The 14,191-nt window shown below is 57.6% G+C and carries 13 protein-coding genes; 3 read left to right on the plus strand and 10 right to left on the minus strand.

The features are described 5' to 3' along the window. Nucleotides 1–146: 146 nt before the first annotated feature. The 5 genes from amtB to L6R44_RS22975 all read right to left on the minus strand — a co-directional run bounded on the left by amtB (nt 147) and on the right by L6R44_RS22975 (nt 6,066). Entirely contained in the window at nt 147–1,436 is a 1,290-nt protein-coding gene (gene amtB / locus L6R44_RS22955) for an ammonium transporter AmtB (RefSeq protein WP_237425522.1), read from the minus strand. Between the two features lie 35 nt (nt 1,437–1,471). After that, nucleotides 1,472–1,810 carry a P-II family nitrogen regulator gene (gene glnK, locus L6R44_RS22960; RefSeq protein WP_008503304.1) on the minus strand — a complete coding sequence of 113 codons (339 nt, stop codon included), beginning with the start codon at nt 1,808–1,810 and terminating at the stop codon, nt 1,472–1,474. Between the two features lie 220 nt (nt 1,811–2,030). After that, complete coding sequence (locus tag L6R44_RS22965; protein WP_237425523.1) at nt 2,031–3,812, minus strand: SmdB family multidrug efflux ABC transporter permease/ATP-binding protein; 1,782 nt, start codon at nt 3,810–3,812, stop codon at nt 2,031–2,033. After that, nucleotides 3,805–5,577 carry a SmdA family multidrug ABC transporter permease/ATP-binding protein gene (locus tag L6R44_RS22970; protein WP_237425524.1) on the minus strand — a complete coding sequence of 591 codons (1,773 nt, stop codon included), beginning with the start codon at nt 5,575–5,577 and terminating at the stop codon, nt 3,805–3,807. Before L6R44_RS22970 ends, L6R44_RS22965 begins: the two co-directional genes overlap by 8 nt. 30 nt (nt 5,578–5,607) lie before the next feature. Next, entirely contained in the window at nt 5,608–6,066 is a 459-nt protein-coding gene (locus tag L6R44_RS22975; RefSeq protein ID WP_008503307.1) for an Lrp/AsnC family transcriptional regulator, read from the minus strand. Between the two features lie 115 nt (nt 6,067–6,181). On the opposite strand from L6R44_RS22975, the gene L6R44_RS22980 reads away from it, so the two are divergent. After that, on the plus strand, nt 6,182–7,228 hold the full coding sequence (locus tag L6R44_RS22980) for a PLP-dependent cysteine synthase family protein (protein ID WP_237425525.1): 1,047 nt from the start codon (nt 6,182–6,184) through the stop codon (nt 7,226–7,228). 41 nt (nt 7,229–7,269) lie between these two features. Here L6R44_RS22980 and cof read toward each other — a convergent pair whose 3' ends face one another. Then, on the minus strand, nt 7,270–8,088 hold the full coding sequence (gene cof, locus L6R44_RS22985) for an HMP-PP phosphatase (RefSeq protein WP_237425526.1): 819 nt from the start codon (nt 8,086–8,088) through the stop codon (nt 7,270–7,272). 101 nt (nt 8,089–8,189) lie between these two features. On the opposite strand from cof, the gene L6R44_RS22990 reads away from it, so the two are divergent. Further along, nucleotides 8,190–9,890, plus strand: a complete 1,701-nt coding sequence (locus tag L6R44_RS22990) for an SgrR family transcriptional regulator (RefSeq protein WP_237425527.1) — start codon at nt 8,190–8,192, stop codon at nt 9,888–9,890. 66 nt (nt 9,891–9,956) lie between these two features. Then, complete coding sequence (gene queC, locus L6R44_RS22995; RefSeq protein WP_032646166.1) at nt 9,957–10,652, plus strand: 7-cyano-7-deazaguanine synthase QueC; 696 nt, start codon at nt 9,957–9,959, stop codon at nt 10,650–10,652. A gap of 60 nt (nt 10,653–10,712) precedes the next feature. Here queC and L6R44_RS23000 read toward each other — a convergent pair whose 3' ends face one another. The 4 genes from L6R44_RS23000 to hupB all read right to left on the minus strand — a co-directional run bounded on the left by L6R44_RS23000 (nt 10,713) and on the right by hupB (nt 14,096). Then, nucleotides 10,713–11,111, minus strand: a complete 399-nt coding sequence (locus L6R44_RS23000) for a YbgC/FadM family acyl-CoA thioesterase (RefSeq protein ID WP_023310574.1) — start codon at nt 11,109–11,111, stop codon at nt 10,713–10,715. Between the two features lie 99 nt (nt 11,112–11,210). Beyond that, nucleotides 11,211–11,591, minus strand: coding sequence for a helix-hairpin-helix domain-containing protein (locus tag L6R44_RS23005; RefSeq protein ID WP_032638486.1), 381 nt, complete (start codon nt 11,589–11,591; stop codon nt 11,211–11,213). A gap of 148 nt (nt 11,592–11,739) precedes the next feature. After that, complete coding sequence (ppiD, locus tag L6R44_RS23010) at nt 11,740–13,611, minus strand: peptidylprolyl isomerase (protein WP_237425528.1); 1,872 nt, start codon at nt 13,609–13,611, stop codon at nt 11,740–11,742. Between the two features lie 212 nt (nt 13,612–13,823). Continuing rightward, nucleotides 13,824–14,096 (minus strand): nucleoid-associated protein HU-beta, encoded by a 273-nt coding sequence (gene hupB, locus L6R44_RS23015; RefSeq protein WP_002444653.1) that lies wholly within the window; start codon nt 14,094–14,096, stop codon nt 13,824–13,826. Nucleotides 14,097–14,191: the final 95 nt, after the last annotated feature.

The raw sequence follows: 14,191 nt of genomic DNA on the forward strand, positions 1-14,191 counted from the left end.
ATGCGATGGTGCGGGACAATAAAAAATGGGTGGCAGCTTAGTCGTCAGCTGTTGACTTTAAACACAGCTGCTCACCCTGGCCCTCTCCCACAGGGAGAGGGAATAAACATTAAAAACGGCAATCGAGATTGCCGTTTTGCTGTTGGTTATGCGTTATACGCATTCTCGCCGTGGCTGTTCACATCCAGACCTTCGCGTTCCTGCTCTTCCGGTACGCGCAGACCCACCGTCATGTCCGCCAGCTTGTAGCCAATGAACGCGACAACGGCTGACCACACCACGGTGATAGCGATACTTTCCAGCTGCACCAGCACCTGATGCACCATGGTGACGCCTTCCGCGTAGCCCACGCCGCCCAGCGATTTCGCGGCGAAGATACCGGTCATGATACAGCCGATGATGCCGCACACGCCGTGCACGCCAAACACATCGCAAGGATCGTCCACGCGCAGCAGACGTTTCAGTGCGGTCACGCCCCACAGACCCGCCAGACCGGACACCAGGCCGACCAGCAGCGCGCCGCCCACGCCGACATAACCACACGCTGGCGTGATGCCAACCAGACCGGCAATCGCACCGGAACAGGCACCCAGCAGTGACGGTTTACCGCGAACGGCCCACTCGCCAAACACCCAGGAGAGGATTGCACCCGCCGTGGCCACAACGGTATTCACGAAGGCCAGCGCGGCGATTTCGTTTGCTGCGCTTGCAGAACCGGCGTTGAAGCCAAACCAGCCAAAGTAGAGGATAGCCGTACCGGTAAAGACCATCGGCAGGTTGTGCGGTTTGAACGCTTCTTTACCGAAGCCCACGCGCTTGCCAATCAGGTAGGCACCCACCAGACCCGCAACCGCGGCGTTGATGTGAACAACGGTACCGCCCGCAAAGTCCAGCGCGCCGTGCGTCGCCAGCAGACCACCGCCCCACACCATGTGCGCAATCGGCACATAGGAGAGGGTCAGCCAGACCACCACAAAGATCAGGACCGCAGAGAACCGAATACGCTCCGCCAGCGCGCCGACGATCAGCCCGACGGTAATGCAGGCAAACGAGCCCTGGAACGCCACGTGAATGTACTGATAGAAACTGCCCATCAGCGCGGTCAGCTCAATATTCTTCAGCATCACCCAGTCGAAGTTGCCAAAGAAGGCATTGCCCGTGCCGAACGCCAGCGAGTAGCCGTAAACCACCCACAGCACGCAGACCAGTGCAAACGTCACGGCAACCTGCGTCAGCATGGAGAGAACGTTTTTGCCACGGATCAGGCCGCCGTAAAAGAGGGCAATGCCCGGAATAGACATGAACAGCACCAGCGCGGTGCTGATCATCATAAAGGCGTTATCGGCTTTGTCTGCCACCGCAGGAGTAGCCGCCAGCGCCAGGCCCGGCAGCAGTGCCAGCGAACCCAGACCCGTTTTAAGTGTTGCTATCTTCATTTTCTCGATCCCTATCACTGTGTGCCAGGAGTAACTTACAGTGCCGCTTCGTCAGATTCGCCGGTACGGATGCGAATGACGCGCTGCAGTTCGGCAACGAAAATTTTGCCGTCGCCAATTTTGCCGGTGTAGGCCGCTTTGCTAATGACATCAATCACTTCATCAAGCTGATCGTCAGCAATCGCAACGTCAATTTTTACTTTTGGCAGAAAGTTAACGCTGTATTCCGCCCCGCGATAAAGCTCGGCATGACCCTTCTGACGACCAAAGCCTTTCACTTCGGTGACAGTCAGTCCCTGAATACCCATTGAAGACAACGCTTCACGCACGTCTTCGAGTTTGAATGGTTTGATTACAACCGTAACCAGCTTCATAGATCCCCTCCAGTCAGAATTCGGTAATGGCCGCAGCTTACGCAGAAGGTATTGCAAGGGGTGTGCCAGAAATGAAAACGGGAAGGAATAGCGATGCGATGAGCGTTATACGGTCTTGATAAATGAAGAGGCGAAAAAAAACGCACCATGCCGGTGCAGGGTGCGTTTCAGTTTTGCACCAACAGGAATGACCGTTAGCGCGGCGCCTCATTTTAGTGCATCAGGCGCTAAGCGACTCTTCATCGCGCACGCTGGCGGCCAGCTCTTCGCCCGCCAGCTGCAGCTGGTACATCTGCCAGTAGCGCCCTTTTGCTTCCAGCAGCTCACGGTGCGTGCCGCGCTCCACGGCCTGTCCGCGATGCAGCACCAGAATGGTATCCGCGTCGACGATCGTGGAGAGGCGGTGGGCAATCACCACCAGCGTCGTATGGTCGCGCACGGCAGCCAGCGCCTGCTGGATGGCCTGCTCGGTGCCGGAGTCAATGCTGGCCGTGGCTTCGTCAAGAATCAGCACCTGCGGCGTTTCAATCAGGACGCGCGCCAGCGCCAGGAGCTGCTTTTGCCCCACGGAGAGATTGTTGCCCTGCTCGCCCAGCTTGGTATTGATCCCCTCGCTGAACCCGCGCGCCAGCTCCGCCAGCTGCACCGTTTCCAGCACCGCCCAAACCTGCGCCTCTGAATAGTCCCGCCCCAGGGTGACGTTGGCGTAGAAAGTATCGGCCAGCACGACCGGATCCTGCTGCACCATCGCAACGCCTTTGCGCAACACCGTGTGGCTAAGCGACGCGAGCGGGCGTCCGTCGAGGCGGATTTCGCCGTGCGTAACCGGGTAGTAGCCCATTAACAGGCTGGCCAGCGTGCTCTTGCCGCTGCCGGTATGCCCCACCAGCGCGACGAAACCGCGCGACGGAACGTCAAGCGTGATGTCCTGCAGCACCAGACGGTCTTCGCGATAGGCAAACGAGACGTTATCAAAGGCGATAGCCCCGCTTTTCAGAGGACGCTCGTCATCGCCGTAGGCCTGCCGCGGCCTGTCCATTAGCTCAAACACGCGCTCACCGGCGACGACCGCCTGCTGCAGCATCGATTGCTGGGTGGTGAGCTCGATCAGCGGCTCGTTGAGGCGCCCCAGATAGCTAATAAAGGCGTACAGCACGCCCACTTCAATCGTACCGTTTGAGCTCAGGCCAAAGAGCATCAGCAGCCCGCACAGCACCAGCGCAGAGAAAAGGCTCAGCAGCGGTCGCAGCAGGAATCCGTCCAGGCGAAGCGTCTGCATCCGCGCCATATAGTGTGAACGGCTGGCTTCGCCCATCCGCTCGCCAAAGCGCGCCTGCTGGCGGAACTGCTGGATGACGCTCATGCCGTTGATCACTTCATTGAAGCCGTCGTTGATGTCGGCCAGGTAGGCGCGCACCCGACGCACGATTGGCGTGCTGTAGCGCTGGTAAATCACCATGACGATCAGCACCGCCGGGAAGATAGTGATTGCCACCAGCGCCATGCGCCAGTCGAGGCTGAACATCGCGACAAGCATCGCGCCAATCAGCGCCGCGCTGCGCAATACGGTCGCCACCACGGTGACGTACAGATCGCGGATCACCTCGGTATCGTTGGTGACGCGCGAGATCACCTGCCCGACCGGCTGGATATCAAACTCGCTGAGCGGCTGGCGCAGCGCCGCGTCCATCACATCCGTACGCAGTTGCTGAACAACGCCCACGGCGGCACGGTTAAACAGCAGCGACTGGGCATAGTGCAGCCCGGCTGCCGTCAGCTGTAAGCCCACGTAGGCCACGCCTAAGCCCGCCACCAGCCCGAGCGGCAGGTAGCTTTTGGCGACCATATTGTCGATGAAATAGCTGATGAGCAGCGGACCGCTCACCTCTGCAATCGCCGCAATCCAGAGTAAAAGCACGGCAACCGAGAGCGGTTTACGCCACGGCGAGCCGTAGGCCACCAGACGTTTGAGCGTCGGCCACATCGTTCCGAGCTTACGCATTGGCGGCCTCCTCATCCTGCTCCGGCGCATCGTCCAATGCCGCTTCAAGCTGCTGATAGCGGTACATATCGCGATACCAGCCCGGCTGCTCGGCCAGCGCGTCATGCTGCCCGCGCTGGGCAATGTGCCCGTGCTGTAAGACCAGAATTTCGCTGGCTTCGGTGAGCGCGGACAGGCGGTGGGCGCTGATGATTATCGTCCGTCCGTCTCCCCACTGGCGCAGGTTATGCAGAATTTGATGCTCGGTACGGCCGTCCACGGCGGACAGCGCGTCGTCCAGGATCAGGATTTCGGCATTCAGCAGCAGCGCGCGGGCAATGGAGATACGCTGTTTTTGCCCCCCGGACAGCATGACGCCGCGTTCCCCAACTTCCGTTTCGTAGCCCTGCGGCAGACGCAAAATATCATCATGTACGCTGGCTAAACGCGCCACTTGTTCAATCTCTTCCTGCGTCGCCCCGGGGCGTCCAAGGGCAATGTTGTTCGCCACGGTGTCCGAAAACAGGAACGGCGTCTGGCTGACAACCGCCAGGCGGCCACGCCACTCGTCAAGCAGCAGCCTGGTCAGGGGAATATCATGGAAGCGGATATCGCCCTCGGTGACGTCAAAGTGGCGCTGAAGCAGGGAGAGCACGGTACTTTTCCCGGAACCCGTCGGGCCGCAGATGCCCAGCATCTGCCCTGGCTGAAGGGTAAAACTCACGTTTTCCAGTACCGGATGCGCCGTATGCGGATAGCTAAACTGACGGACGTCGACAGTCATGACGCCGCGTCCTTCCGGTAACGCGTCGCTACCGTCAATAACCACCGGCGCTTCGGCCAGCATGGCGCGGATGCGGCTATAGGCGGCGCTGCCGCGCTCCACGATGTTAAACATCCAGGCCAACGCCAGCATCGGCCAGATCATCAGCCCCAGATACATCGCAAAGCTGGTCAATTGCCCCAGGGTCAGCGTGCCCTGCACCACCATCCAACTGCCGCCGCCAATCGCCAGCAGGTTTGCCATGCCAATCGCGATATAGATCGTCGGGTCAAAGCGGGCGTCGATACGCGCGACGCGCATGTTCTTCGCCCCGGTATCTGCGGCATCGGCCGCAAACAGCGCAGACTGCCGGTCTTCCAGGCCAAACGCTTTGATCATGCGGATGCTGGTCATGCTCTCCTGGGTGCGATCGTTCAGAGACGAAAACGCCGCCTGCGCCAGCTTGAAGCGCTCGTGCAGCTGTTCGCCATAGCGATTGATCGCCAGCGCCATGATCGGCATCGGCAGCAGGGCGAGCAGGGTCAGCTGCCAGCTGATCTGCGTGGACATCACGATCAGCACCGCACAGCCCATCACCAGCGAGTCCACCAGCGTCAGCACCCCTTCCCCGGCGGCAAAGACCACCCTGTCGACATCGTTAGTGGCGCGGGCGATAAGATCCCCGGTGCGGTGGCGCAGATAAAATTCGGGATGCTGTCGGCTCAGCTGACGGTAAAAATCTTCACGCAGCTCAACGGCCAGCTGATAGGACGCACCAAACAGCAGCACGCGCCAGACGTAGCGCAGGAGATAGACAATCACCGCCGTCAGCACCAGCGTGCCGACCCACATCAACACCCGTGCGGTGGTGTAATGCTGTTCGGTGACGCCATCCACGACGTAGCCCACCACTTTCGGCGGGATCAGCTGCAGAATGGCAATAATGATAAGCAGGGCGACTGCGCCGAGGTAGCGTTGCCACTCCCGACGAAAGTACCAGCTTAATTGGGCAAATAATCGCACGCGGTTTGTTCCTGAAGGTATTTTACGTAGTTATTCAATGGGTAAGGCTGTGGTGTACTTAATCTGTTCCATGGCGAAGCTTGAGGTGACGTCCGATAAGCCCGGGACGCTGTTCACCAGCCGCTTGTAGAAATCATCATAGCGCTTCATGTCGGCCACCTGGACGCGCATCAGGTAATCGTACTCGCCGGCCATACGCCAGAAACCGAGCACTTCGGGCATCTCAGACACCTGAGTCACGAAGCGGCAATACCACTCGCTGCTGTGATGCTGCGTTTTTATCAGCACAAATGCCGTCAGCCCAAGCCCCAGCTTTTCGGGATCGAGTAACGCGACGCGCCCCAGAAGAATGCCGTCATCTTCCAGCTTCTTAAGGCGCTTCCAGCACGGGGTGGTGGTCAGATTAACGGCATCTGCCAGCGCCTGCAAAGAGAGGGTACAGTCACTTTGCAGCAATGAAAGGAGCTTGCGGTCAATTTTATCTAGCATAGCCACCTCAAAGAGAAAATTTTTCTCCCTCTATTCTATTTTAAAGGCCAGATAGCAACAATTTTTTCTGTGCTTTTCGCTATGCTGGGCACAAAATGACAAACGGATAATTACGATGAATAGCACCTGGGTTAAACATGCGATCAGCGAAATCAATGCCGACTATCAGCGCTCGGCGGATACCCACCTGATTCGCCTTTCCCTGCCGGGATTTGACGGCATTCAGCTCTATCTGAAAGACGAAAGCACCCATCCGACCGGTAGCCTGAAGCATCGCCTGGCGCGCTCGCTGTTTTTATACGGCTTATGTAACGGCTGGATCAAAGAAGGCACCACCATCATTGAATCCTCATCCGGTTCTACGGCGGTGTCCGAAGCCTATTTCGCCCGCCTGCTGGGCCTGCCGTTTATCGCGGTGATGCCGTCCTGCACCGCAAAACGCAAAATCGAACAGATCGAATTTTACGGCGGCCGCTGCCACTTCGTGGAAAGCGCCTGCGAAATCTACGCGGCCTCTGAAATGCTGGCCCGTGAACTCAACGGCCACTATATGGACCAGTTCACCTTCGCCGAGCGGGCGACGGACTGGCGCGGCAATAACAACATTGCCGACAGTATTTTCCGCCAGATGACCCACGAGCCGCACCCGGTTCCGTCGTACGTTGTCATGAGCGCCGGTACCGGCGGCACGTCAGCGACCATTGGACGCTACATCCGCTGTCAGGGCTATGATACTCAGCTGATGGTGGTTGACCCGCAGAACTCCGTGTTCCTCGACTACTGGCAAAACCGCGACGCCAGGCTGCGCAGCCCGGTGGGCAGCAAAATTGAAGGGATTGGCCGCCCGCGCGTGGAGCCCTCTTTCATACCTGACGTTGTGGATGAGATGCTGCGCGTGCCGGATGCCGCCAGCGTGGCAACCGCGCACTGGCTGGAAACGCAGCTGGGGCGCAAGGTGGGCGCATCGACGGGCACAAATATGTGGGGCGCGCTGCAGCTTGCCGCACGTATGCGCGAAGCGGGTCGCACCGGCTCCATCGTCACGCTGCTGTGCGACAGCGGCGAGCGTTATCTTGAGACCTACTACAACGCGGAGTGGGTGCAGGCCAACATCGGCGACATCTCACCGTGGAAAGCGCAGATCGCACAGCTGCTGAAATAAAAAAAAGCCAGACCGAAGTCTGGCTTGCTGGAAGGATCTCGCTATTCGGGGGAATAAGGGAGGTTGTTGTTGTCCAGCCAATGCGTCAAAAAATGGGACACGGCTTCGTTGCGACAGTGCCCTATAACCGGCAGATGGGGAAGCTCTGCTTTCAGCTGCGCCATTGCATTCCCCATAATCAGACCGCGGCCCACGCTGCCCAGCATTTCGCGGTCGTTCATGGCGTCACCAAACGCCATGCATTCCTGCATCGTTAAGCCCAGATGGTCGCTCAACACCGCCAGCGCGGAGCCTTTGTTACAGCCCACCGGCAGCACCTCCAGACAATCCACCGCCGAGAAGGTTAAATGCGCCCGGCCGCCCAGCGCCTCATTCAGTTGGATCCGTAAGCGACAGAGATCGTCATGATCGCCGCAGAAGCAGATCTTGGTTACCGCATGGGCGGGGATCCGACGCAGATCGACAAGCTGGTATTTAAAGCCGCTGTAAACATGCGCGTGCAGCAAATCCGGGATTTCATGACCGGTAAACCAGCCCCGATCGTTAAAGACGTGGATGCTGGCCTGCGTGTCCCAGGTGCTGTGCATCACGATGTCCGCCACTTCCGGGTTGAGATCCTGTCGGTACAGCACATCGCCTTCTACGGAGTGAATTCGCGTCCCGTTGCCGGTAATCAGAAAAGCGTCGAGGGAAAACGCGCCCAGCAAATGGCGCATTTCCAGCACGTGACGCCCGGTGGCAAACGTCAGGGTGACATTACGCTCGTGCAGGCGCTTCAGCGTGTTCAGGGTCTTCTCCCCTAAACGGTGATCCGGCATTAACAGCGTACCGTCCATATCAAATGCAGCGAGCCGAGCCATGATTACTCCCGAAATGTGATGCGATTAACTTGTGCATCAGTATCGTGTGAGATATACGGAAGTAATAGTGAATAGATGATAATTATTGTTCCGGGTTTCTTATGCGCCAGCTCAATCGACTCAACCAGTATCACCGCCTGTGGCAGCCTTCCCTGGGAGCAACGCAACAGGTCACCATCAGCGAACTTGCCGCCCGCTGTTTTTGCAGCGAGCGTCATGTCCGAACGCTGCTGCGTCAGGCGCAGGAGGCGGGCTGGCTGAGCTGGCGAGCGCAGTCTGGCCGCGGCAAGCGGGGTGAGCTGACGTTCCACGTCGCGCCTGAGTCTCTGCGCAATACGATGATGGAGGAGGCGCTGAAGCGGGGCGAGCAGCACAACGCGCTTGAGCTTGCCCAGCTTGCCCCCGCTGAATTACGGTCATTGCTGCATCCGTTTTTAGGCGGGCAGTGGCAAAACGACACGCCGACGCTGCGCATTCCCTATTACCGCTCGCTGGATCCGCTTCAGCCGGGGTTTTTACCCGGCCGGGCGGAGCAGCATCTGGCAGGACAGGTCTTCTCCGGACTGACGCGATTTAACGGTAACAGCAGCGAACCCACCGGCGATCTGGCGCATCACTGGGAGGTCTCCGCTGACGGGCTGCGCTGGCATTTCTACATTCGTTCCACGCTGCACTGGCATAACGGCGATAAAATCGAAACCGGGCAGCTTCAGCAAAGCCTTAAAGCGCTTTTTGCCTTGCCTGCCCTGCGCAAACTGTTCCAGAGCGTGTTACGCGTTGACGTTACCCACCCCCAGTGTCTGACCTTTACGCTGCACCAGCCGGATTACTGGCTGGCACACCGCCTGGCCACCTACTGTAGCCGGCTTGCACATCCCGACCTGCCCATGACGGGCAGCGGCCCTTTCAGACTCAGCGTGTATGAGCCGGATCTGGTTCGCCTGGAAAGCCACGAACAGTACCACCTCAGCCATCCGCTGCTTAAGGCTATCGAGTACTGGATCACGCCGTCGCTGTTTGACCAGGGGTTAGGGACCAGCTGTCGCCATCCGGTGCAGATCGCCATTGGCGAGCCGGATGAACTGAAGAGCCTGCGCCTGGTGACGAACAGCACCAGTCTGGGCTTCTGCTACCTCACCCTGAAGCAAAGCCCTCGCCTGAGCGACATGCAGGCTCGTCGACTCATCAACATCATTCATCTCTCGACGCTTCTGCATACGCTTCCGCTTAATGAAGGGCTGATTACCCCAACAGAGGAGTTGCTCCCCGGCTGGGCGATCCCTCAGTGGCCAGATTTAGCTCATGTCCCTCTGCCGAAGAAACTAACCCTGATTTATCATTTACCGGTTGAGTTACACACGATGGCGCGCCAGCTAAAACAGTACCTTGCACAGCAGGGCTGCGAACTTAGGGTTATCTTTCACGACGCAAAAACCTGGGACGGGTGCCAGCAACTGGCGGACGCCGACATCATGATGGGCGACAGGCTGATTGGCGAAGCGCCGGAATATACGCTTGAGCAGTGGCTGCGCTGTGATGCCCTCTGGCCCCACGTTCTTAGCGCTCCGCAATATGCTCATCTTCAGGCTACCCTTGATGCGGTACAGACTCAGGCCGACGAACGGGCCAGAGATGCCGGGCTTAGGGCCATCTTCTCCCGGCTCATGGAAAAGGCGGCGATCACTCCCCTGTTCAATTATCAGTATCAAATCAGCGCCCCGCCGGGCGTCAACGGCATTCGCCTCAACACCCGCGGCTGGTTTGACTTCACCGAGGCCTGGCTGCCCGCGCCCAAATCGTGAAGAAGCTGGTCGCCGTCGTGGTCTGACGGTAACATAACGTTTTTACCGTAACAGTCGAGATGATTTATGAAACGTGCCGTCGTCGTGTTCAGCGGAGGACAAGACTCTACTACCTGCCTGGTTCAGGCTCTCCATCAATACGATGAAGTTCACTGCGTCACTTTCGATTATGGTCAGCGTCATCGCGCTGAAATCGACGTTGCGCGTGAACTTGCCCTGAAACTTGGCGCACGCGCGCACAAGGTGCTGGACGTTACGCTGCTAAATGAACTGGCCGTGAGCAGCCTCACCCGGGACAGTATTCCCGTTCCGGACTACGAACCCGATGCCAGCGGTATTCCAAATACCTTCGTACCGGGCCGTAATATTCTTTTCCTGACCCTGACGGCGATCTATGCCTACCAGGTAAAAGCCGAAGCGGTGATCACCGGCGTATGCGAGACTGACTTCTCCGGCTACCCGGACTGCCGTGATGAGTTCGTGAAAGCGTTAAACCACGCCGTCAATCTGGGCATGGCGAAAGAGACGCGCTTTGAAACCCCGCTCATGTGGCTGGATAAAGCCGAAACCTGGGCGCTGGCGGACTACTGGGGCAAGCTGGATCTGGTTCGCAGTGAAACCCTCACCTGCTATAACGGCATCAAAGGCGACGGTTGCGGCCAGTGCGCGGCCTGTAATCTTCGCGCTAACGGGCTGAACCACTATCTGGCCGATAAAGTCGGCGTGATGGCAGCCATGCAGAAAAAGACCGGGCTTAAATAGCGTTATCTGGCCGTGCTGCCGCAAAACACCTGCCGGCAGCACGGGCCCCCTGAGTATGTCTTAGGCGATCATCAACTCCAGCTTTTCCCGCAACTCCCCTTCCAGCGGCAGCGCTTTCTGCGTTTTCAGATCGATACAGACAAAGGTGATCAGCGCATCAGCGACCATCTGCCCTTCCGGATCGAGCGTCACTACCTGGCTTAACACCCCGCTTTTGCCATTGATCTGCTGCACCTGGCTGGTTACCGTGAGCACATCGCCCAGCACGGCCGGGCGCCGGTAGTTGATGTTGATATTGACGACCACGAACGCGATGTTGTGCGCGGTCAGCCACTGAAAGCTTTCGCTGTTTTCCAGCCCGTCCCAGCGCGCTTCTTCAAGAAACTCAAGATAGCGAGCGTTGTTCACATGCTGGTAAACGTCGAGATGGAAACCGCGTACTTTGATTTTTGTCTGCATAGCGCAATAGCCTTTACTGTTATTGTAGGATGAGAGGTCATAACTGGTATGACCTCTTTATCCTGGCAAAATTTTGCCGCAGTGCAAGAAATTGCGTAATTACAACGTCAGGTGTGAGAGGTTGCGCTCAACCAGCGCGCTGCCCATGCCCGGCACCTGTTTGAGATCGTCGACCGTTTTGAAAGGACCATACTCTTCACGGTAGCTGACGATAGCCTGCGCTTTTTTCAGGCCGACACCGTTCATCGCGCGGGCCAGATCTTCCGCAGAGGCCGAATTGATGCTGACCCGCGTACCGTCATCATCCGCATTTTTACCGACGTCAGCCGCTTTGGTTTGCCCCTGCACCTGCGCTGCCGCGTCGGACCTGCTCTGCGTAGCCTGTGGCTTTGCGGCGGGCGTCGCCGCCAGCGCGCCAGCGCTCATTCCGGTGGTGGCGATAGCCAGCGTAATTAACAGTGCTTTGATTCCACGTTTCATGCTGTTTTCTCCTTGTTTGTTGACAGCCACGTCACGATAGCCGCCTGCGAAAACCGGCACAAACAGCAGATTGCAGAAATGGAAAAGGCCGCGAAGGCGGCCTTTAGTTATTGCAGAGCGTTACGAAAATCTGCGAGCAGACGCGTAATTACTGCTGCTGAGTCATGACATCGCCCAGCTTGATTTTGGCTTCTTTACGCAGGTTGCTCATCATGGCTTCGAAGGCAATCTGGGCATTGTTCTGGGTAATGCCCTGAACCATCGCCTTCTTCTGCGCGTCCGGCAGGGTGCCGGCTTTCACTTCATCCAGCGCCAGCAGGACGACGTTACCCTGCGCATCGGTAGTGGTACCGAAGCTTGGCTTGTCCTTCGCAGGCAGAGTCAGAGCAAACGCGGCCTGGCTGATTGGGTCCTGACCGGTACGGCTCAGCGTTTTCGCTTCACCGAAGCTCAGGCCAGCCGCTTTCAGCGCGTCTTCTTTACCCGCTTTCAGATCGGACAGAATCTTCTCAGCATCCAGTTTCGCCTGCTGTTCCGCCTTGTTGTGCTTAACCTGAGCGACAACCCGATCCTTCACGTCCACCAGCGGTTTAACCGCTTCTGGCTTGTGCTCGCTGACGCGCAGCACAAACGCGCGATCGCCGTCGACGGTAATGATGTCAGAGTTACTGCCCGGCGTGCCGTTCTCACCCACCAGACCACCGTTGAAGATGGCATCAGAAACCGGTTTGAAGTTCAGCTCTTCCGGCAGGTTGTCACGGCCAAACCAGCCGGTCTCAACCGCCTTCACGCCCGCCGCCTGCTCTGCGCCTGCCAGCGATTCGTTGTCGTTGCTGGCCGCATCGCTTACCTTCTGCTGCAGCGCGTAGTAGGCATCCAGCGCTTTTTCCTGCTTCACTTTCGCCGCGATATCGTCGCGAACGTCAGCCAGCGGCTTGGTTTTTGCCGCGGTGATGTCGTCCAGACGCACGACCAGGAAACCAACTGAAGACTTAATCACGCCTGAAAGCTGGCCTTTCTCTTTCAGACCGGCATTTTTCAGCTCGTCCGGCGTGGTGGCGTCTTCCAGCCAGCCCATATCACCGCCGTTTTTCGCAGAGATAATGTCGGTAGATTTCGCTTTCGCAACGGTGGCGAAATCAGCGCCTTTGCTCAGCTCGTCCAGTACCGCTTTGGCCTCAGCCTCGGTTTTGGTCTGGATCACGCTGTAGCGGTTACGCTGCGGCTGTGTGAACTGATCCTGATGCTGGTCGTAGTAAGACTGAATTTCCGCGTCAGACGCGCTTTCCTGCAGCGCGGCCGCATCCAGCTTGATGTAGCTCACGCGGAACTGCTCTGGGGAAACAAAGGAATTCTTGTTTTGCTCGTAGTAAGCGTTCAGTTCAGCGTCGCTTACCTGCTGTTTCGCCGCCAGGGCGTTCACATCAATTGTCGCTTCGCGTACAACGCGCTGTTGCGCCACCAGCGCCGCCAGTTCGTCCGTTTCACCTTTGAGCATGAAATCGGTGCCCACAACGGCATTGATGAGCTGCTGGGTGGTCAGCTGGTTACGCAGCGCCTGAGCGTACTGATCGGCCGTCATCCCCATCTGGTTGACGATACTGTTGTAACGCGCGTTGTCGAACTTCCCGTTAGACTGGAAGGCCTGAGTGGCGAAGATCGCTTTTTTCACCTGCTCGTCGCTGATGCCAAGGCCCAGTTTTTTGGCATACTGATCCAGCAGCGCTTCGTCGATAAGACGATTCAGCGTCTGTTGGCGCAGGGTCTTCATATACCCTTCATTCGCCGCCAGTTCAGAGAATTGGTCGCCCAGCTGTTGCTGCATACGGTTACGTTCACCGGCAAAAGCATTCTCGAACTGACCACGGCTGATCTCCTGGCCATTCACTTTTGCGGCGTAGTTTGCGCCACCGCCAATAAGGTAACTGCTCACGCCGGTCAATATGAACGACACGATAATGATACCGAAAATAATCTTGAGCACGAGACTGTTAGCAGCCGTGCGTAAGCTGTCCATCATGGTGTAACAACACTCCGCTGTAGGTGACTGGTTACCTGACGCTGACGGAAAATCCTGCCCGTCGCGCGTGAAGGCGTATTGTGACAAGAAAACGGGGCGATTGTCAGCCCACAACTCGCATAAACTCGCACAAATCAGGTCTGGACAAACAAAAAAGGCACATCAAATGATGCGCCCTTGTACTTTCCGGCTTCCCTGAAACGGGAAAGCAATCAGTTTACTGCGTCTTTCAGCGCTTTACCTGCACGGAAACCCGGCACTTTAGCAGCAGCAATGGTGATCTCTTTACCGGTCTGAGGGTTGCGGCCAGTACGGGCAGCACGCTCTTTAACAGCAAAAGTACCGAAGCCTACCAGTGCAACGTCGTCTCCAGCCTGCAGAGATTCAGTAACAGAAGCAATTAATGCATCTAACGCACGTCCAGCTGCAGCTTTAGAAATATCAGCACCAGCAGCAATTTTGTCAATCAGTTGAGATTTATTCACTGTTCTCTTCCTCTCTTTATAATTTATATCGCGCCTGAATCCTTCACAACGCGACCGCGCAGCAGTTATATCAGGCCTGCCATGACCTTACAACA

The organism is Enterobacter cloacae complex sp. ECC445 (genome assembly GCF_021892025.1).
Classification (GTDB): Bacteria; Pseudomonadota; Gammaproteobacteria; order Enterobacterales; family Enterobacteriaceae; genus Enterobacter; species Enterobacter chengduensis.